Genomic DNA, 18474 nt, shown 5'->3' on the forward strand with positions numbered 1-18474 from the left:
TCGTGAACCGCCGTATGCGGAACCGCACGTACGGTGGTGTGAGCGGGCTGAGGGGGCGACCCCTCACCCGACTCGATCCCGTCGCCTGCCTTGGGGCATGACGCCCGGCCTTGGTGCGGGGACGCGCAGCGCCTGGTGCCTTGCGCATGCCGCCCGCACGGAATTGCGCAGATGCACGGGAGTGGTGCGTGCGCCGCCCGCACTGTTCTGGTGCGGATGCGCGATCGTGGGCGGCGGCAGCGCCTGCGCGCCGCGCCAGCACGCCATCTGCCGGGGGTGCGGTGGGTATCAGGCGGCCTGCCTCCATGGCACGCTAGTTGCAGAAGCATCACCCGGGGAGCGTAGTCCCTGACTAACACCATAAACGGGAGCTGCAAATGCAACGACGTGACATGCTGAAGCTGTCGGCGATAGCCGCCGCGGCAATGATCGGTACCAGCCCGCTGGCCATGGCGCAGTCCAAGGAACCGATCAAGGTCGGTATCCTGCACTCGCTGTCCGGCACCATGGCCATTTCGGAGACGTCGCTGAAGGACGTGGCCCTGATGACCATCGACGAGATCAACAAGAGCGGCGGCGTGCTGGGGCGCAAGCTGGAGCCGGTGGTGGTGGATCCCGCCTCGAACTGGCCGCTGTTCGCGGAAAAGGCGCGCCAGCTGATCACCAAGGACAAGGTCGCGGTGACCTTCGGCTGCTGGACCTCGGTGTCGCGCAAATCCGTGCTGCCGGTCTACGAAGAGCTGAACTCGCTGCTGTTCTACCCGGTGCAGTATGAAGGCGAAGAGATGTCGAAGAACGTCTTCTACACCGGTGCAGCGCCCAACCAGCAGGCCATTCCGGCGGTGGAATACCTGATGAGCAAGGAAGGCGGCGGCGCCAAGCGCTTCTTCCTGCTGGGCACGGACTACGTCTACCCGCGCACCACCAACAAGATCCTGCGCGCCTTCCTGAAGAGCAAGGGCGTGGCCGACAAGGACATCGAAGAGGTCTACACCCCATTTGGCCACAGCGACTACCAGACCATCGTCGCCAATATCAAGAAGTTCTCGCAGGGCGGCAAGACCGCGGTGATCTCCACCATCAACGGCGACTCCAACGTGCCGTTCTACAAGGAGCTTGGCAACGCCGGGCTGAAGGCCAAGGACGTGCCGGTGGTGGCGTTCTCGGTGGGTGAGGAGGAACTGCGCGGCATCGATACCAAGCCGCTGGTGGGCCACCTGGCCGCATGGAATTACTTCATGTCGGTCAAGAACCCCGAGAACGACGCCTTTCGCAAGCAGTGGGCGGCATGGGTCAAGGCCAACAACCTGCCCGGCGGCGACAAGCGTGTGACCAACGACCCGATGGAAGCCACCTACGTGGGCATCCATATGTGGGCGCAGGCCGTGAAGAAGGCCGGCACCACCGACACCAACAAGGTGCGCGCCGCCATGTACGGCCAGACCTTCAAGGCACCGGACGGCTTCACGCTGACCATGGGCGAGAACCACCACCTGTACAAGCCGGTGATGATCGGCGAAGTGAAGGGCGACGGCCAGTTCTCGGTGGTGTGGAAGACGCCGAAGGCGGTGCGCGCGCAGCCGTGGAGCCCGTTCATCGCGGGTAACGAAGGCAAGCCGGACAAGGTGATGTAAGCAAGCCGGGCCACCCGCTGCCGGTTGGCTCCCCTCTCCCGCTTGCGGGAGAGGGGCTGGGGGAGAGGGCAGGCGCTTGCCAGCCAGATGGCACTCGCTTCGTCATGGACACCTGCCTTCTCCCCAAACACTCATTCCGCAACTCGCCAGCACCTATGCGCAATCCCTTATCCGTTTCCATCCTGCCATGGCTGCACGCCCTGCTGGCGGCGCTGCTGCTGGCGGCTGCGCCGTGGGCCGCGGCGCTGACGCAGGCCGAGCTGAAGCCGCTGGCCGAAGACGACTTCGATGCCAAGACCGCGGCGCTGACCGCGCTGGCCAAGGCCTCGCCGGAACAGGCCGGTCCGATCCTGAAGGCCTTGCAGGACGACGCGCTGCAATATGCGCCGTCGGTCGGCATGGTGCGCCAGGATGGCGGCAAGACCGTCGATGCCATTACCGGCAAGCCGGTCGCGGTGAAAGCCGACGAGCTCGAATCCCTGACCCTGAACAACAGCCTGCGCGCGCTGGTCGACAGCGCCGCCAGCAGCCTGCTGCTGCAGTCGCCCGATATCGCGGTGCGCGCGCAGGCCATCGCCACGCTGCGCGACCAGCCCGAGAGCGCCTCGCGCGCCGCGGTCGAAGCCGCGCGCAAGAACGAGGCCGATGCCGGCCTGCGCACCAGCCTGGACGTGATCTGGGCCAACCTGGTGCTGGCCGAGCCGGCCGACCCCGCAGCGCATGACGCGCGGCTTGAAGCCATCCGCATCCTCGGCAGCGACAGCAACCCGCAGAGCCGCCAGAAGCTGGCGCCGCTGGTGGAGCGCGACAGCGCCGGCAACTACCGCGAGCCCGATGCCGACGTGCGCCTGGCCGCGCAGCAGGCGCTGGACACGCTGCGCAGCGACCAGCGCCGCGCCGAGCTGATCGGCAACCTGTTCGCCGGCCTGAGCCTGGGCAGCGTGCTGCTGCTGGCCGCGCTCGGGCTGGCCATCACCTATGGCCTGATCGGCGTCATCAACATGGCGCACGGTGAATTCCTGATGATCGGCGCCTATGCCACCTACGTGGTGCAGTCGCTGTTCCGCGCCTACGCGCCGGGTGCGTTCGACTGGTACCTGCCGGCGGCGCTGCCGGCCTCGTTCCTGGCCGCCGCGCTGGTGGGCTTCGTGCTGGAGCGGCTGGTGCTGCGCCACCTGTACGGCCGCCCGCTGGAAACGCTGCTGGCCACCTTCGGCGTGAGCCTGCTGCTGATGCAGGCGGTGCGCACGCTGTTCGGCGCGCAGAACGTGGAAGTGGCCAACCCGGCGTGGATGAGCGGCGGCATCGAATGGATGCCGGGCCTGGTGATCCCGTACAACCGCATTGTCATCATCCTGTTCGCGCTGGCGGTGGTGGCGGTGGCGTGGGCGGTGCTGAACCGCACGCGGCTGGGGCTGTTCGTGCGCGCCACCACGCAGAACCGCACCATGGCGGCCTGCGTCGGCGTGCGCACCTGGAAGGTCGACAGCTACGCCTTTGCCTTCGGCGCCGGCATTGCCGGGCTGGGCGGCTGCGCGCTGTCGCAGATCGGCAATGTCGGCCCCGACCTGGGCCAGGCCTACATCATCGATTCGTTCATGGTGGTGGTGCTGGGCGGCGTCGGGCAGCTGGCCGGCACCATCGTCGGCGCCTTCGGGCTGGGCATCATCAACAAGTTCATCGAGCCCTTCTATGGCGCGGTGCTGGCCAAGATCTTTGTCCTGGTGCTGATCGTGCTGTTTATCCAGAAGCGGCCGCAGGGACTTTTCGCGCTCAAGGGGCGCAGCGCGGAGGCATGATGCAGCGAGTCCAATCGAATTCTTCCGCCACCGCGTTCCGGCTAGCGGTGCCGGAGCGGCAGGCGCTGTTCTCGCCGCGCGGCTGGCTGGTGCTTGCGGCGCTGGTGGTGATCGTCGGCATCGGCGTGCCGGTGTGCGCGCTGGTGTTGCCGGAGGGGCATCCGCTGCACCTGTCGGCTTATGCGCTGACGCTGGTCGGCAAGATCATGTGCTTTGCGCTGGCGGCGATCGCGCTGGACCTGGTGTGGGGCTACTGCGGCATCCTGAGCCTGGGCCACGGGCTGTTCTTCGCGCTGGGCGGCTACGCCATGGGCATGTACCTGATGCGATCGATCGGGCGCGAGGGCGTGTACAAGAGCGAACTGCCGGACTTCATGGTGTTCCTCGACTGGAAGGAGCTGCCGTGGTTCTGGCACGGCACCGAGCACCTCGGCTATGCGCTGCTGCTGGTGGTGCTGGTGCCGGGCGTGCTGGCCTGGCTGTTCGGCTTCTTCGCGTTCCGCTCGCGCATCAAGGGCGTGTACCTGTCGATCATCACGCAGGCGATGACGTATGCGGCGATGCTGCTGTTCTTCCGCAACGAGACCGGCTTCGGCGGCAACAACGGCTTCACGGACTTCAAGCGCATTGCCGGCTTTGCGATTGCGGCGCCGCAGACGCGCACGGCGCTGTTCGTGCTGACCTTCCTGGCGCTGCTGGCGGGCTTCATCGCCTGCCGCTACATCGTCACGTCCAAGCTCGGGCGCGTGGTCACCGCGGTGCGCGATGCCGAGATGCGGGTGATGTTCTCCGGCTACAACCCGCTGGGCTACAAGCTCTTCGTGTGGACCTTCTCGGCGGTGCTGTGCGGCATCGCGGGGGCGCTGTACGTGCCGCAGGTGGGCATCATCAACCCCGGCGAGATGTCGCCCGGCAATTCGATCGAGATGGCGGTGTGGGTCGCCGTGGGCGGGCGCGGCACGCTGATCGGGCCGGTGATCGGCGCGTTCCTGGTCAATGGTGCCAAGACCCTGTTCACCGCCCACTTTGCCGAATACTGGCTGTTCCTGCTGGGCGCGATGTTCGTGCTGGTGACCTTGTACCTGCCCGATGGCGTGACCGGGCTGTGGAACCGGCTGCGCGAGCGGCGCGCGGCCATACCACCAGCCGCTGCAGACCCTGTTTCCGCGGCCGCCGTGGCAGGACGCACCGGAGGTGAAGCATGAATGCCGCACTCCAGCACGGCCAGGCCGAAAGCGGCGACGCCACCGGCCTGGGCCGCATCGTCGAACCCGGCACCATCGACGTCTCGCACGGGCCGATCCTGTACCTGGAAGACCTGACGGTGCAGTTCGACGGCTTCCGCGCGCTGAACAAGCTGACCTTGTCGATCGACCATGGCGAGCTGCGCTGCGTGATCGGCCCCAACGGGGCCGGCAAGACCACGATGATGGATGTCATCACCGGCAAGACCGGGCCGCGCAATGCCAATGTCAGCGGGCGCGTGTTCCTGGGCCAGACCATCGACCTGATGCGGATGACCGAGCCGCGCATCGCGCAGGTCGGCATCGGCCGCAAGTTCCAGAAGCCGACGGTGTTCGAGCAGCACGCGGTGTGGGAGAACCTGGAACTGGCGATGAAGGCCGACAAGCGCTGGTGGTCGTCGCTGCGCGCGCGGCTGACGGCCGAGGGGCATCGCCGCATCGAGGAAACGCTGGCGCTGACCGGACTGGAGGCCGAGGCCTACCGCCCCGCGGGGCTGCTGTCGCACGGGCAGAAGCAGCGCCTGGAGATCGGCATGCTGCTGATGCAGCAGCCGCAGCTGCTGTTGCTGGACGAGCCGGTGGCCGGCATGACCGATGAAGAGACCATGCAGCTGGCGGCGCTGCTCAATGGCCTGCGCGGCAGCTGCTCGATGATGGTGGTCGAGCACGACATGGAGTTCGTCGCAGCGCTCGCGGGCGATGCCGGCCAGGTCACGGTGCTGGCCGAGGGCAGCGTGCTGGCCGAAGGCACGCTCGACAGCGTCAAGCGCGATGAGCGCGTGATCGAATCCTACCTGGGAAGATAAGCATGCTGCAGGTCAATGCACTGAACCAGTTCTACGGCGGCAGCCATATCCTGCGCAATGTCAGTTTCGACGTGCCCGCCGGCAAGCTGACCACGCTGCTGGGCCGCAACGGCGTGGGCAAGAGTACGCTGCTCAAGTGCCTGATGGGCGTGGTGCCCACGCGCAGCGGCAGCATCCAATGGGAAGGGCAGGCGCTGGAGAAGAAGGCGCCATATGAGCGCGTGTCCGCCGGGCTGGCCTATGTGCCGCAGGGCCGGGAGATCTTCCCGCGGCTGACGGTGGAAGAAAACCTGCTGATCGGCGCCGCCAGCCGGGCGCGGCCTTCAGGCGTGCCGGACCGGATCTACCAGTTGTTCCCGGTGCTGCGCACCATGCGGCTGCGCCGCGGCGGCGACCTGTCCGGCGGCCAGCAACAGCAACTGGCGATCGGGCGCGCGCTGATGAGCGAGCCGGGCCTGCTGATCCTGGACGAACCCACCGAGGGCATCCAGCCTTCCATCATCCAGGACATCGGCCGGGCGCTGCGCCTGCTGGTCGACGAGTTCGGCATGACGGTGCTGCTGGTCGAGCAGTACTACGAGTTCGCGCGGCATATTGCCGACCACTATGTCGTGATGAGCCGCGGCGAAGTGGTGGCGCGGGGTGCCGGCGCCAGCATGGAGCAGGACGGCGTGCGGGAGTTGATCGCCGTGTAGGGCGGCTGCGCGGCAGCGCCGGGATTTGTGGGTCATACGCTGCTTACGCGAAGCCAGGCAGCGCGCTATGATTGCTTGCAATTCCCGCCATTGCGCGCGCGCCTCCGCCGGCTGTCCTTGCCATGCGCCATCCCGATCTTCCTTCATCGCTCACCGTGCCCGCCGCATGGCAGGCGACCCTGCGGCTGCGCTTTGCGCAGCGCGGCGAACGCACCGCGCTGACCGAGCGGCGCCACCAGGGGCCGCTGCTGGTGCAGAAGCCGCTGTACCCGGAAGGCGGCATCTGCCATGCGGTGATCCTGCATCCACCAGCGGGCGTGGCAGGCGGCGACAGCCTGGATATCGACGTGACGGTGGAGGCTGGCGCGCACGCCGTGCTGGCCACGCCGGGTGCCACCAAGTGGTACAAGTCGCTCGGCCGCGAGGCGGCGCAGCATGTGCGCCTGACGGTGGGCGCAGGCGCGCGGCTGGACTGGCTGCCGCAGGAGAACATCGTCTTCGACGACGCCCGTGCGCGGATTTCGACCGTGCTCGACGTCGCGCCCGGCGGCAGCGCGATCGGCTGGGATGCGGTGGTGCTGGGCCGGCAGGCATCGGGCGAGCAGTGGGCCAGCGGCGCGCTGTGGCTGGATACCCGCATCGGCACGGGCGAACGCGCGTTGTGGATCGAGCAATCGCATCTTGAAGCCGAGTCGCCGCTGCGCACCGCGGTAGCCGGCCTCGATGGACTCAATGTGCTGGGCACGCTGTGGGCGGTAGGCGAGGGCGCGACGCAGGAACTGGCCGAAGCCCTGGCCGAACAGCTGCCTTATACGCCGGAGCTGCGCGCCGGCGTGACCTGCCTGGCCGCCAACGGCCAGTCGATGCTGCTGCTGCGCGTGCTGGGCCGGCACATGGAAGCCGTGAGCCACGTCATGGTCGACAGCTGGCAGGCGCTGCGCATGCCGATCCACGGTGTCGCGGCGCGGCCGCTGCGGCTGTGGGCCACGTAGGCCGCCAACAGAGACAACCGAACACAGGAAACCAGGAACAAGAGATGGAACTGACGCCGCGAGAGAAAGACAAGCTGCTGATCTTCACCGCCGCGCTGCTGGCCGAGCGGCGCAAGGCACGCGGGCTGAAGCTGAACTACCCGGAAGCGGTGGCGCTGATCACCGCCGCCATCATGGAAGGCGCGCGCGATGGCCGCACCGTGGCCGAGCTGATGCATGAGGGCACCACCGTGCTGGGCCGCGAGGACGTGATGGATGGCGTGGCCGAGATGATCCCCGAGATCCAGGTGGAGGCCACCTTTCCGGATGGCACCAAGCTGGTGACCGTCCACCATCCCATTGTCTGAGCATGACCGATTCCGATTCTGGACCGCGATAACAAGACCAACCCGAGAGCCGACATGAACCGTACCGCCTGCCTGCGCCTTGCCCTGGGCACTTCCCTGACCGTTGCCGCCGGCGCCGCGCTGGCGCATCCCGGCCACGATGCCGCCACCGTCAGCGCCAGCCTGTGGGCCGGCTTGGCGCACCCCTTCACCGGCGCCGACCATTTGCTGGCGATGGCAGCGGTGGGCGTGTGGAGCGCATTGATTGCCCGCTCGGCCGCCGACACCCTGCGCCTGCCGCTGGCCTTCGTGGCGCTGATGCTGGTGGGGGCTGCAATCGGCCTGTCCGGTGTGGCGCTGCCCGCAGTCGAACCGATGATCGCGGCCTCGTTGCTGGTGATCGGGTTGCTGCTGGCGCTGCGCGCGAAGCTGCCGGCGTGGGCCGGTACGCTGCTGGTCGGCGGCTTTGCCATCTTCCACGGCTACGCCCACGGGGCCGAACTACCCGCCACTGCGGGCGCGCTGCCTGCGGTACTCGCATATGTAGGCGGGTTTGCGGCCGCCACCATGGCGCTGCACCTGCTGGGCATCGGCGCCGGCACGTTGCTGCGCCGCCATGCCGGCTGGCTGGCCCGCGCGGCAGGTGCGGGCGTGGCGCTGTATGGCGCCAGCCTGCTGGCGGCCTGAGGAGAATCGTCATGATCCCCGGTGAACTGATGCCCGCCGACGGCGAGATCGAACTGAATGCCGGCCGCGCCACGGTCAGCGTGACGGTGGCCAATACCGGCGACCGGCCGATCCAGGTCGGCTCGCACTTCCATTTCTACGAGACCAATGCGGCGCTGGCCTTTGACCGCGAAACCGCGCGCGGCTTCCGGCTGAATATTGCCGCCGGCACCGCGGTGCGCTTCGAGCCCGGCCAGACGCGCACGGTGGAACTGGTGGCGCTGGACGGCGACCGCATCGTCTATGGCTTCAACGGCAAGATCATGGGAGCGCTGTGATGGCAAAGATCTCCAGGCAGGCCTATGCCGAGATGTTCGGCCCGACCACCGGTGACCGCCTGCGGCTGGCCGATACCGGGCTCAGCATCGAAGTCGAGAAAGACTTCACCATCTATGGCGAGGAAGTGAAGTTCGGCGGCGGCAAGGTGATCCGCGACGGCATGGGGCAGAGCCAGCGCATGGCGAAGGACTGCGTCGACACCGTCATCACCAATGCGCTGATCGTTGACCACTGGGGCATCGTCAAGGCCGATATCGGCCTGAAGGGCGGGCGCATCGCGGCGATCGGCAAGGCCGGCAATCCGGATATCCAGCCGGGCGTCACCATCGTGGTCGGGCCGGGCACCGAGGTGATCGCGGGCGAGGGCATGATCGTCACCGCAGGCGGCATCGACAGTCATATCCACTTCATCTGCCCGCAGCAGATCGAAGAAGCGCTGATGAGCGGTGTCACCACCATGATCGGCGGCGGCACCGGGCCGGCCACCGGCACCTTCGCCACCACCGTGACGCCTGGGCCGTGGTACATGGAGCGCATGCTGCAGGCGGCCGATGCCTACCCGATGAATATCGGCCTGCTGGGCAAGGGCAACGCCAGCCAGCAGGGGCCGCTCCTGGAGCAGGTGGAAGCGGGCGCCATCGGCCTGAAGCTGCACGAGGACTGGGGCACCACGCCGGCGGCGATCGACACCTGTCTGTCGGTGGCGGACGCAACCGACACCCAGGTGGCGATCCATACCGACACGCTCAACGAAGCCGGCTTCGTTGAAGCGACCATCGCCGCCTTCAAGGGCCGCACCATCCATACGTACCACACCGAAGGCGCGGGCGGCGGCCATGCGCCCGACATCATCAAGGTGTGCGGCGAGGCCAACGTGCTGCCGTCGTCGACCAACCCGACGCGCCCGTACACGGTCAACACGCTGGACGAGCACCTCGACATGCTGATGGTGTGCCACCACCTGGACCCGTCGATTGCCGAGGACATCGCCTTTGCCGAAAGCCGCATCCGCCGCGAGACCATCGCCGCCGAAGACATCCTGCACGACCTGGGCGCGTTCTCGATGATCTCCAGCGACTCGCAGGCCATGGGGCGCGTCGGCGAGGTCATCATCCGCACCTGGCAGACCGCGCACAAGATGGCGCTGCAGCGCGGCAAGCTGCCGGGCGATCCCAACGATGCGCGCGGCGGGCACGACAACTTCCGCGTCAAGCGCTATGTCGCCAAGTACACCATCAACCCGGCGCTGACGCATGGCATTGCCCATGAAGTGGGCTCGGTTGAAGTCGGCAAGTGGGCCGACCTGGTGTTGTGGCGTCCGGCGTTCTTCGGCGTCAAGCCCAGCCTGATCCTGAAGGGCGGCATGATTGCCGCGGCCGCGATGGGCGATCCCAATGCGTCGATCCCGACGCCGCAGCCGGTGCACTACCGGCCAATGTTTGCTTCGGCCGGCGGGGCGCTGCACCGTTCGTCGCTGACCTTTGTGTCGCAGGCGGCGCTGGCGGCCGGCATCGGCGAGCGCTACGGGCTGGCCAAGACGCTGTCGGCGGTGCGCGGCACGCGCACGGTAAGCAAGCGCGACATGGTGCACAATGACTGGCAACCGCACGTCACGGTCGATCCGGAGACCTACCAGGTCGTTGCCGACGGCCAGTTGCTGACCTGCGAGCCCGCCACCGAGCTGCCCATGGCGCAGCGCTATTTCCTGTTCTGACTGGCCGGGGCCCGCGCCCTGCATCGCCCATGCTGAAGATCGACAAACTCCTGAGCGCCCCGCACGGCATCGCGCCCGTGCTGGTGCGCCGCTCGCCCAAGCTGGTCCTGCCCTTCGCCGAACGCAGCAAGAGCCGCCTGCGCGCGGTGCTCGACAACGGCGACGAAGCCGCGCTGTTCCTGCCGCGCGGCACCGTGCTGCGCGGCGGCGACCTGTTGGTGGCCGAAGACGGCAGCTTCGTGGAAGTGCAGGCCGCTGCCGAGGCGGTGCTGGAAGTGCGCGCGGAAGACCCGCATGCGCTGATGCGCGCGGCCTATCACCTTGGCAACCGCCATACGCCGGTGGAGATCGGGCGCGACTACCTGCGGCTGGAATACGACGCGGTGCTGGCGGACATGCTGCAACGGCTGGGCGTGCGCGCCGAACGTGCCGAGCTGCCGTTCGAGCCGGAGGCGGGGGCTTATGGCGGCGGGCACAGGCATGGGCACGATGCGACGTTTGCGGAGGACTATGCGGCGGCGCAGGCGGTGTTTCATGAACATCATGGGCACGACCACGGGCATTCGCATGGACAGGGTCATTCCCACGATCACGCTGATCCGCACCATGTCCACGACGAGCATTGCGGACACAAGCATTGATTGCGTGCCATGACCGGCCTGCCCCAACTGATCTCGCTGCTGCACCTGGCATCGCCATCGCTGCCGATCGGCGGCTTCAGCTATTCGCAAGGCCTGGAGGCTGCGATCGATTGTGGCAGCGTGCACGATGCGCCGAGCGCAGAACGATGGATCCGCGACAACCTGCTGCATGTGCAGGCGCAATGCGAAGCGCCGCTGTGGCTGCTGCTGCATCGCTGCTGGAAAGCGGGCGATGCCGCGCAGGTGCGGACATGGAACGACTGGTTCCGCGCCACGCGCGAGACTTCCGAGTTGCGGCTTGAGACCGAGCAGATGGGCTGGTCGCTGTCCAGGCTGATTGCGCAGATGGAGTGGGGCGCGCCCGTGCTGCGCGAGACGCTGGCGGCGCTGTCGCCGGTGTGCCTGCCGACGGCGTTCACTGCGGCATGCGTGGCGCTGCAGGTCGAGGCGCGCGACGGCCTCGCCGCCTATTGCTTCAACTGGGCCGAGAACCAGGTCGCCGCGGCGATCAAGGCGGTGCCGCTGGGCCAGGTGGCGGGGCAGCACATGCTGCGGCGCCTGCACGGCGCGGTGCTCGACACGGTCGATGAAGCCGCGCGCCGCGCCGACGCCACGCCGCCGCAACTCTCCACCTTTTCCCCGATGCTGGGCCTGCTTTCCGCGCGCCACGAAACGCAGTACTCCCGGCTGTTCCGATCCTGAACCCCTACCGCACCATGACCCAGGCCCGTACCAAGAAGAACCCTCCGCTGCGCGTCGGCGTCGGCGGCCCGGTTGGCTCCGGCAAGACCACGCTGCTGGAAATGCTGTGCAAGGCGATGCGCGACCGCTACGACCTGGTTGCCATCACCAACGACATCTACACCAAGGAAGACCAGCGCCTCTTGACGATCTCCGGCGCGTTGCCCGCGGAACGCATCATGGGCGTGGAAACGGGCGGATGTCCGCACACCGCGATCCGCGAGGACGCCTCGATCAACCTGGAGGCGGTGGACCGCATGCTGGCGCGCTTCCCGGATGCTGACGTGGTCTTCATCGAGTCCGGCGGCGACAACCTCGCTGCCACCTTCAGCCCAGAACTTTCTGATTTGACGATCTACGTCATCGACGTAGCCGGCGGTGAGAAGATTCCGAGAAAGGGTGGGCCGGGCATTACCAAGTCCGACTTGCTGGTGATCAACAAGACGGACCTGGCGCCATACGTCGGGGCATCGCTGGAAGTGATGGAGAGCGATGCGCGCAAGATGCGCGGCGCCCGGCCGTTCGTGATGGGCAGCGTCAAGTCCGGGCAGGGCCTGGACGAGGTGATCCGCTTTATCGAACGGCAGGGTATGCTGGGCGTCTAGTCTGCGCTGTCGCCCTTGGCATCGGGCGCGGCGTTGGTGGCGTGAGTCAGCGACGGGCGGAAGCTGCCCTTGCCCGCCAGCGCCCGCGCCACCGCGGCCACCAGGTTCAGCTCGGGCTCGGTCAGCTCCGCCATATGGCGCACGGTGGCCTCGATCGCCGCGCGCTGGCGGTTGCCGAAGGGCGCGCGCGATTGTTCCACCTGCAGCTGGCTGGCGTCATGGCGGCTGAAGTCGAGCATCTCTGGAGTTGGCACGGCGAGCGTCTCGGCCAGCCTGCAGATGTTGGCGAGCGCCAGGTTGCGCTTGCCGCTTTCGATGCCGCTCAGGTATGAGCGCGACAGCCCGCTCTCAAGCGACAGGGTTTCCTGGGACCAGCCCCGCTGCTTGCGTAGCCAGGCAAGATGCAATCCGAATAGTCTGAGATTTCGAGAAGTCATGGGGTCGTGAAAGGTTCGGAGTGGTCTGAGGCTAAGGGTTTGACCTTGAGGCCACGACAACTTATCCTCTTCCTCACTATCGGTGTCCGACCCGCAAATTGAGGGGTGCGCCAGGCAAAATGGCGCGACACGATGGCATCAACCGGACGGCCTGCATGGCCGAGCCAAACGGGCCACTGCGCAATGCTGCGCGCAACGCTGTCATGCGTGCGCCGAGCTGCGCGGACAGCCGCCTTGCGGCCTGTCGCCCTGCAGGGGGATTGCCATGCAGATCTTCACGCTGTTCGAGGCGCGGATGCGCGCCCTCCATGCCGACCGCCACGCGCCGTCGGACTTCATTCCCGGGTTCCAGTCACGCTTGCTTGCCGCTGCTGCCGGCCTCGGCAGCACCTGCGACTACGTCTTTCTCTGCGCCGGCGAGACCCAGGCTGAATTTGCCGCGGACTGCCATGAATGGTGGGGTTGCCTGCGCGGGGGCCTGCGGCTGTGGTCGCCCGGGCGCGGCTGCCTGCTGATGGGCGGCGGCGAGCTGTTTGCGCCTGCGCCAGGCATGCCGATGCAGGTGCAGGCGATGGTCGACACCATCCTGGTGCGCACCGTGCCGCAAGGGCCGGCCGATGCCTCGCGGCCGGTGGTGCTGCCTGCGGGCGGGTGGCACTGCGCGCTGGGCGGCATTGCCGCGGTCGGGGCCAATGGCGCCGAGGGGGTGGCGGGGATGCACGTGTTGCCGGCAGAGGAGGTACGGGCAGAGGGCCCGCAGCCGGAGCAGGGCATGCGGCCGGAGTTCATCCAGCTGGACCAGTCGGGCGATGACTGGGCGCAGCGGCTGCAGGCGCGCGGGCTGCGCTGGGCGCTGTGCTACCGCGGCGCCATCGGCCTGCACTGGCATGGCGCGCTGGTGCGGGCCGGTGGAGACATGGCCTTCCTGCAGCCCGGCACGCTCTACGCGCCGGACCCGCACGAGTCATGCCGGCTCGACGTGCTGTTGCCGGGCACCGGCCTGCTGTGCTGCTTCGGGCCGGGCGATGACGTCGAGGTTGGTGTTGCGGCGCGCGGCGGACGGCGCGCGGACGGGTATGCGATTGCGTGCCACGCGCTGGCGCCGGTCTGATACCAGGCGGGTCAGCCGGGGCCAGCGCCCCGGCCGCCGCAGTGCCGTGCTCAGTGCCGCTTGTATTGCGTGGCGCCGAACAGGACCTCGCGCGCCTTGTCGTCCTGCAGCGCCTTGCGCGCGCTGGCCAGCACTTCCACGCCGCGCTTGACCGCGGGGCGCTCGGCGATCTCGTTGAACCAGCGCTTCAGGTTCGGGTAGTCGTCCAGGTTCACGCCCTGGTTCTGCCAGCTGCGCAGCCACGGGAAGGTGGCGATGTCGGCGATGGTGTACTGCTCGCCGGCGAGGTAGGCGTGCTTTGACAACTGCGTGTCGATCACGCCATATAGGCGCCTGGCCTCGTTGGTGTAGCGGTTGACCGCGTACTCGATCTTCTCGGGCGCGTACATGCGGAAGTGGTGCGCCTGGCCCAGCATCGGGCCCACGCCGCCCATCTGGAACATCAGCCACTGCAGCGCCTCGTACTTGCCGCGCACGTCCGCGGGCAGGAACTTGCCGGTCTTGCCGGCCAGGTAGAGCAGGATGGCGCCCGATTCGAACAGCGAGATCGGCTTGCCGTCCGGGCCGTCGGGGTCGACGATGGCCGGGATCTTGTTGTTGGGGCTGATCTTCAGGAAGTCCTCGCCGAACTGGTCGCCGGCGCCGATGTTGATCGGATGGACCTTGTACTCCAGGCCGCATTCTTCCAGCATGATGTGGACTTTGTGGCCGTTGGGCGTGGCCCAGGTGTAGACGTCGATCATCGCAAAAGATCTCCTGGCTGCGATCGTTGGGGATGGCCACATCAACCACTGGCGTGGCGAACCGGGCGATTTAAGCACAGAAGAAAAAAACGCGCAGACTGGCTGCGCGTTTTCCATACTGCCGGCAGGGCCGAAGCCCCGCGGCGTTGCCAGGCGGTCAGAACCCGCGTGCCACCGGCATCCTGATGTCGTCCGGATTCAGGTTCATGTGCTTGGCCAGCTCCAGCTTGGCAATGGCGTTGCGGTGCACCTCGTCCGGGCCGTCGGCCAGGCGCAGCGTGCGCTGGTGCGCCCACCAGTTGGCCAGCGGGAAGTCGCTGGAGACGCCGGCGGCGCCATGGACCTGGATGGCCCAGTCGATCACCTTCAGCGCCACGTTGGGGGCGATCACCTTGATCATGGCGATCTCGGCCTTGGCCACCTTGTTGCCCACGGTGTCCATCATGTACGCGGCCTTGAGCGTCAGCAGGCGCGCCATCTCGATCTCGCAGCGGGCTTCGGCGATGCGTTCCTGCGTCACGCCCTGGCTGGACACCGGCTTGCCGAAGGCCACGCGCGACAGTGCGCGCTTGCACATCAGTTCCAGCGCGCGCTCGGCCACGCCGATGCTGCGCATGCAGTGGTGGATGCGGCCCGGGCCCAGGCGGCCCTGCGCGATCTCGAAGCCGCGGCCTTCGCCCAGCAGGATGTTCGAGGCCGGCACGCGCACGTTCTTCAGCTCGATCTCCATATGGCCGTGCGGCGCGTCGTCGTAGCCGAACACCGGCAGGAAGCGCTTGATGGTGATGCCCGGGGTATCGGCCGGCACCACGATCATCGACTGCTGCTCATGGCGGCCGGCGTCGGGATTGGTCTTGCCCATCACGATGTAGACCTTGCAGCGCGGGTCGCCCGCGCCCGACGACCACCACTTGGTGCCGTTGATCACGTAGTGGTCGCCGTCGCGCTCGATGCGGCATTCGATATTGGTCGCGTCCGACGAGGCCACCGCCGGCTCGGTCATCAGGAAGGCTGAGCGGATCTCGCCGGCCAGCAGCGGCTCGAGCCACTTGTCCTTCAGTTCCTCGGAGGCATAGCGCTCCAGCGTCTCCATGTTGCCGGTGTCGGGGGCCGCGCAGTTGAAGACCTCGGCCGACCAGGGCACCCGGCCCATGATTTCGCACAGCGTGGCGTATTCCAGGTTCGACAGGCCCTGCGGGGCGCGCGGCGAGCGCGGCAGGAACAGGTTCCACAGGCCGGCCGCGCGTGCCAGCGGCTTCAGTTCCTCGATCACCTTGGTCGGCACCCAGGCGTTGCCGGCGCGGCGGTTGGCGTCGATCTCCGCGGCGAAACGCTTTTCGTTCGGGTAGATGTGCTGGTCGAAGAAGGCCAGCAGCTTGGCCTGCATTTCCTTGACCTTCGGGCTGTATTCGAAATCCATGTGGTCTCCTCGCTACGGAATCAGTGGACGCCGGGGTGGGCGGCGGCGCCTCGTTGGCCTCGGCAGGCCTCGGCATCAGTGCGGCATGGGCCGATGGAATGCACTCTATCTGAAAGCTGGTAATAAGAAAAATGAATTTTCTGGATTTGCCAGTATCAATTCCCTGCATTCCGTGACAGAATCCCCGGCATGCAGCTCTCCCGCATCGACCTGAATCTCTTCGTGGTGTTCGACGCCATCTACAGCGAAGGCAGCATCACCGCGGCCGCGCGCCAGCTCAACCTGACGCAGCCCGCGGTCAGCCATGCGCTGGGCCGGCTGCGCACGCTGTTCGACGATCCGCTGTTCGAGCGGCGCGGGCAGGGCATGGCGCCCACGCCGCTGGCGCGCTCGCTGGCCGCCGAGGTGCGCAGCGCGCTGCAATCGTTCGCGCGCACGCTGCAGGATACGCCGCACTTCGATCCCACCAATACCGTGCGGCGTTTCACCATCGGCATGCGCGACGCGCTGGAATCCACGCTGCTGCCGCCGCTGATGGCGCGCGTCACGGCGATGGCGCCGCAGGTGGAGATTGCCGCGATCCGCTTCGACCGCCGCGAGATGGAATCCGAGCTGCTGGCCGGCACGCTGGACGCCGCGCTGGACATCCTGCTGCCGGTCTCGCCCGCCATCCACCACGCGCCGTTCATGGCCGATCCGATGGTGGTGCTGGCGCGGCGCGACCATCCGCTGGTGAAGAAGGAGCTGACGCTCGAGCGCTACCTCGCGGCCGAGCATGTGCACGTGTCGTCGCGCCGCCGCGGTGCCGGCCTGGAAGACCAGGCCCTGCACCGCATGGGCCTGACGCGGCGCGTGCGCCTGCGTTGCCAGCACTACGCGGCCGCGTGCCGCGTGGTCAGCTGCACCGACCTGCTGGCCACGCTGCCGCTGCGCTATGCGCGCATCGCCAATGAGCCCTATGCCAACCGCCTGCTGTCGCTGCCGTTCAAGGTGCCTTCGCTGGAACTGCACCTGTACTGGCATGCGGGCGGCGAAAACGACGGTGCCAACCGCTGGCTGCGCGAGCAGCTGATGGCGGTGATGGCCGCGCTCGGCACCGGCATGGCCGACGTGGCCGCCGCCAGCTAAGTGCCCCCGCGCCCGCACGGCGGGCACCGCAAGCGACCCCCGCGGCGCCCCGGTGCGGCGCGCGCGGGTCACACGTAAGGAATTGTTCACGGGCTAGACCCTCCCGGTCCGCGCCCATACCATCGTCCGGTCTTTCTGCCCCCGGCGCCGCCGCCGCGAGCCCGTGTCCGCACGGTGCTGGCGATGGTTGCCGCGCCGGCTGTCCGCGCCTGCGGATCCCCCGGGGCAGGTTCCTTCCTCCGATGACCACGACGATTCAGAACGATGACCGGGAAACGCTTGCTTGCTGATCACCAATCCATGCCGCTGCGACGCGCGCGGCGCACCACGCTCGCCCTGACTACCCTTTGCGCCGCCGCGGCGCTGGCGCTGTCCGCATGTGGCGGCGGTGGTGGCGATGGCGGCGACGGCGCTGCTTCGTCGGGCGCATCGCAAGCGAGCGGGCCGGCCAGCGCGCCTTCCGGCCCGAGTTCCGGCACGCCTGTCACGGCAGGTGCCTGCTATACCGTCAGCGGCACGGCGCCGGCACCCGCGGCGGGCGGCGGCATCTCGCTGCTGCCGGCGCGCGGCAGTGCGGTCAGCAATTACCGCGTGCTGGAAGAGCCGCGCAGCGCCGGCCTGTGCTACGCCAACTATCGGCGCGAGCAGGTGGGCCTGCCGCCGCTGGCGGCACGCGATCCGCTCAATACCGTGGCGCAGAACCACACTGCCTACATGCTGGCCAACGCCACGCTGACCCACGACGAGACCAGCGGCAAGCCGGGCTATACCGGCGCCACGCCCAATGAGCGCATCCAGGCCGCCTATCCGACCAACGCCACCGCGGAAGTGGTGGCCGGTGCCAACCGCTGGACTTCGGTTGCCAATGCGCAGCTGTCGATGTCGCCCAAGGACGCGCTGGTGTCGGACCTGGTCAACGCGCCGTTCCACCGCGCCGCGCTGCTGGGCAGCTACGGCTCGGCCGGCAGCGGCTTTGCCGAGCGCGTGGGCCCTGATGGCAGCGGCACCTCGGCCAGCTACTACCAGACCATCGACCTGGCCGATGCATCGAAGGGCGGCAGCGACAACCAGATGGTGGCCTATCCGTACAACGGCCAGGCCGACGTGCCGGCCAGCTGGGTCAACTCGGAAAGCCCCAATCCCGCGCCGGGCTACGAGGGCAAGACCGTGGGCTATCCGGTATCGCTGCAGGCCATCAACACCTCGCTGCAGTTCGATGCCGACAACTTCGTCATCACCGACGCGCAAGGCAACAACGTCAACTGCCTCAAGGTCGACAGCCGCTCGTCGGGCCTCTCCAGCGCCGCACGCGGCCTGGCGATCTGCACGCCGGTGGCGCCGCTGGCCAGCCAGCAGCGCTACAGCGTGCGCGTCACCGGCCGGCTGGGTTCACAGCCGGTGGACCTGAGCTGGTCGTTCACCACGCGCTGACC

The 18474-nt window shown here is 67.8% G+C and carries 19 protein-coding genes; 16 read left to right on the top strand and 3 right to left on the bottom strand.

What is annotated here, in order from left to right:
- The first annotated feature begins 377 nt into the window (after nt 1-377).
- From urtA to ureG, 13 genes are all read left to right on the top strand, one after another.
- Entirely contained in the window at nt 378-1634 is a 1257-nt protein-coding gene (gene urtA / locus AC3WVS_RS30785) for an urea ABC transporter substrate-binding protein (RefSeq protein WP_010809107.1), read from the top strand.
- 155 nt (nt 1635-1789) lie between these two features.
- Nucleotides 1790-3433, top strand: coding sequence for an urea ABC transporter permease subunit UrtB (gene urtB, locus AC3WVS_RS30790; RefSeq protein ID WP_492321681.1), 1644 nt, complete (start codon nt 1790-1792; stop codon nt 3431-3433).
- Complete coding sequence (gene urtC, locus AC3WVS_RS30795; protein WP_492321700.1) at nt 3433-4638, top strand: urea ABC transporter permease subunit UrtC; 1206 nt, start codon at nt 3433-3435, stop codon at nt 4636-4638. Before urtB ends, urtC begins: the two co-directional genes overlap by 1 nt.
- Entirely contained in the window at nt 4635-5483 is an 849-nt protein-coding gene (gene urtD / locus AC3WVS_RS30800; protein WP_010809104.1) for an urea ABC transporter ATP-binding protein UrtD, read from the top strand. The genes urtC and urtD overlap by 4 nt, the downstream gene beginning before the upstream one ends.
- 2 nt (nt 5484-5485) lie before the next feature.
- Nucleotides 5486-6178 carry an urea ABC transporter ATP-binding subunit UrtE gene (gene urtE / locus AC3WVS_RS30805; protein ID WP_013956039.1) on the top strand — a complete coding sequence of 231 codons (693 nt, stop codon included), beginning with the start codon at nt 5486-5488 and terminating at the stop codon, nt 6176-6178.
- A 122-nt stretch (nt 6179-6300) separates the two neighbouring features.
- Nucleotides 6301-7170, top strand: coding sequence for an urease accessory protein UreD (locus tag AC3WVS_RS30810; RefSeq protein WP_492321682.1), 870 nt, complete (start codon nt 6301-6303; stop codon nt 7168-7170).
- A gap of 44 nt (nt 7171-7214) precedes the next feature.
- Nucleotides 7215-7517: an urease subunit gamma gene (locus AC3WVS_RS30815; protein WP_010809101.1), complete on the top strand. Its 303-nt coding sequence runs from the start codon at nt 7215-7217 to the stop codon at nt 7515-7517.
- Nucleotides 7518-7571: 54 nt separating this feature from the next.
- A complete protein-coding gene (locus tag AC3WVS_RS30820) occupies nt 7572-8183 on the top strand; it encodes a HupE/UreJ family protein (protein WP_492321683.1) in 612 nt (203 codons plus the stop codon).
- Nucleotides 8184-8194: 11 nt separating this feature from the next.
- The gene (locus AC3WVS_RS30825) at nt 8195-8500 is read left to right on the top strand and encodes an urease subunit beta (protein ID WP_011614866.1); all 306 of its coding nucleotides are present in this window, start codon (nt 8195-8197) and stop codon (nt 8498-8500) included.
- A complete protein-coding gene (ureC, locus tag AC3WVS_RS30830; protein WP_492321684.1) occupies nt 8497-10215 on the top strand; it encodes an urease subunit alpha in 1719 nt (572 codons plus the stop codon). Before AC3WVS_RS30825 ends, ureC begins: the two co-directional genes overlap by 4 nt.
- 29 nt (nt 10216-10244) lie before the next feature.
- Nucleotides 10245-10856, top strand: coding sequence for an urease accessory protein UreE (ureE, locus tag AC3WVS_RS30835; RefSeq protein ID WP_492321685.1), 612 nt, complete (start codon nt 10245-10247; stop codon nt 10854-10856).
- A 9-nt stretch (nt 10857-10865) separates the two neighbouring features.
- Nucleotides 10866-11558 (top strand): urease accessory protein UreF, encoded by a 693-nt coding sequence (locus tag AC3WVS_RS30840; protein WP_492321686.1) that lies wholly within the window; start codon nt 10866-10868, stop codon nt 11556-11558.
- Between the two features lie 14 nt (nt 11559-11572).
- Complete coding sequence (ureG, locus tag AC3WVS_RS30845) at nt 11573-12202, top strand: urease accessory protein UreG (RefSeq protein ID WP_013956047.1); 630 nt, start codon at nt 11573-11575, stop codon at nt 12200-12202.
- Here the strand turns inward: ureG and AC3WVS_RS30850 are convergent.
- Nucleotides 12199-12639, bottom strand: a complete 441-nt coding sequence (locus AC3WVS_RS30850) for a helix-turn-helix domain-containing protein (protein WP_492321687.1) — start codon at nt 12637-12639, stop codon at nt 12199-12201. The genes ureG and AC3WVS_RS30850 overlap by 4 nt on opposite strands.
- Nucleotides 12640-12904: 265 nt before the next feature.
- On the opposite strand from AC3WVS_RS30850, the gene AC3WVS_RS30855 reads away from it, so the two are divergent.
- On the top strand, nt 12905-13750 hold the full coding sequence (locus AC3WVS_RS30855; RefSeq protein ID WP_492321688.1) for a hypothetical protein: 846 nt from the start codon (nt 12905-12907) through the stop codon (nt 13748-13750).
- A gap of 50 nt (nt 13751-13800) precedes the next feature.
- On the opposite strand, the gene AC3WVS_RS30860 is transcribed toward AC3WVS_RS30855, so the two are convergent.
- Together AC3WVS_RS30860 and AC3WVS_RS30865 are read right to left on the bottom strand one after the other, a co-directional pair.
- A complete protein-coding gene (locus AC3WVS_RS30860; RefSeq protein WP_492321689.1) occupies nt 13801-14493 on the bottom strand; it encodes a glutathione binding-like protein in 693 nt (230 codons plus the stop codon).
- A 157-nt stretch (nt 14494-14650) separates the two neighbouring features.
- Nucleotides 14651-15913: an acyl-CoA dehydrogenase family protein gene (locus AC3WVS_RS30865; protein WP_010809091.1), complete on the bottom strand. Its 1263-nt coding sequence runs from the start codon at nt 15911-15913 to the stop codon at nt 14651-14653.
- Nucleotides 15914-16102: 189 nt separating this feature from the next.
- On the opposite strand from AC3WVS_RS30865, the gene AC3WVS_RS30870 reads away from it, so the two are divergent.
- Both AC3WVS_RS30870 and AC3WVS_RS30875 read left to right on the top strand, forming a co-directional pair.
- Nucleotides 16103-17041, top strand: coding sequence for a LysR family transcriptional regulator (locus AC3WVS_RS30870; protein WP_010809090.1), 939 nt, complete (start codon nt 16103-16105; stop codon nt 17039-17041).
- Nucleotides 17042-17305: 264 nt separating this feature from the next.
- Entirely contained in the window at nt 17306-18472 is a 1167-nt protein-coding gene (locus AC3WVS_RS30875; RefSeq protein ID WP_492321690.1) for a CAP domain-containing protein, read from the top strand.
- The last annotated feature ends 2 nt before the right edge of the window (nt 18473-18474 follow it).

It is taken from the genome of Cupriavidus sp. CPT47-8839-RL05A (genome assembly GCF_058792255.1).

Bases quoted from the DNA above. Each gene is read 5' to 3' on its own strand.
- AC3WVS_RS30865 (WP_010809091.1), bottom strand. From the start codon at position 15,913: ATGGATTTCGAATACAGCCCGAAGGTCAAGGAAATGCAGGCCAAGCTG.
- urtA (WP_010809107.1), top strand. From the start codon at position 378: ATGCAACGACGTGACATGCTGAAGCTGTCGGCGATAGCCGCCGCGGCA.
- AC3WVS_RS30840 (WP_492321686.1), top strand. From the start codon at position 10,866: ATGACCGGCCTGCCCCAACTGATCTCGCTGCTGCACCTGGCATCGCCA.
- AC3WVS_RS30850 (WP_492321687.1), bottom strand. From the start codon at position 12,639: ATGACTTCTCGAAATCTCAGACTATTCGGATTGCATCTTGCCTGGCTA.
- AC3WVS_RS30815 (WP_010809101.1), top strand. From the start codon at position 7,215: ATGGAACTGACGCCGCGAGAGAAAGACAAGCTGCTGATCTTCACCGCC.
- AC3WVS_RS30855 (WP_492321688.1), top strand. From the start codon at position 12,905: ATGCAGATCTTCACGCTGTTCGAGGCGCGGATGCGCGCCCTCCATGCC.
- ureE (WP_492321685.1), top strand. From the start codon at position 10,245: ATGCTGAAGATCGACAAACTCCTGAGCGCCCCGCACGGCATCGCGCCC.
- urtE (WP_013956039.1), top strand. From the start codon at position 5,486: ATGCTGCAGGTCAATGCACTGAACCAGTTCTACGGCGGCAGCCATATC.
- urtB (WP_492321681.1), top strand. From the start codon at position 1,790: ATGCGCAATCCCTTATCCGTTTCCATCCTGCCATGGCTGCACGCCCTG.
- ureG (WP_013956047.1), top strand. From the start codon at position 11,573: ATGACCCAGGCCCGTACCAAGAAGAACCCTCCGCTGCGCGTCGGCGTC.
- AC3WVS_RS30810 (WP_492321682.1), top strand. From the start codon at position 6,301: ATGCGCCATCCCGATCTTCCTTCATCGCTCACCGTGCCCGCCGCATGG.
- urtD (WP_010809104.1), top strand. From the start codon at position 4,635: ATGAATGCCGCACTCCAGCACGGCCAGGCCGAAAGCGGCGACGCCACC.
- AC3WVS_RS30875 (WP_492321690.1), top strand. From the start codon at position 17,306: ATGACCGGGAAACGCTTGCTTGCTGATCACCAATCCATGCCGCTGCGA.
- AC3WVS_RS30820 (WP_492321683.1), top strand. From the start codon at position 7,572: ATGAACCGTACCGCCTGCCTGCGCCTTGCCCTGGGCACTTCCCTGACC.
- AC3WVS_RS30870 (WP_010809090.1), top strand. From the start codon at position 16,103: ATGCAGCTCTCCCGCATCGACCTGAATCTCTTCGTGGTGTTCGACGCC.
- urtC (WP_492321700.1), top strand. From the start codon at position 3,433: ATGCAGCGAGTCCAATCGAATTCTTCCGCCACCGCGTTCCGGCTAGCG.
- AC3WVS_RS30860 (WP_492321689.1), bottom strand. From the start codon at position 14,493: ATGATCGACGTCTACACCTGGGCCACGCCCAACGGCCACAAAGTCCAC.
- AC3WVS_RS30825 (WP_011614866.1), top strand. From the start codon at position 8,195: ATGATCCCCGGTGAACTGATGCCCGCCGACGGCGAGATCGAACTGAAT.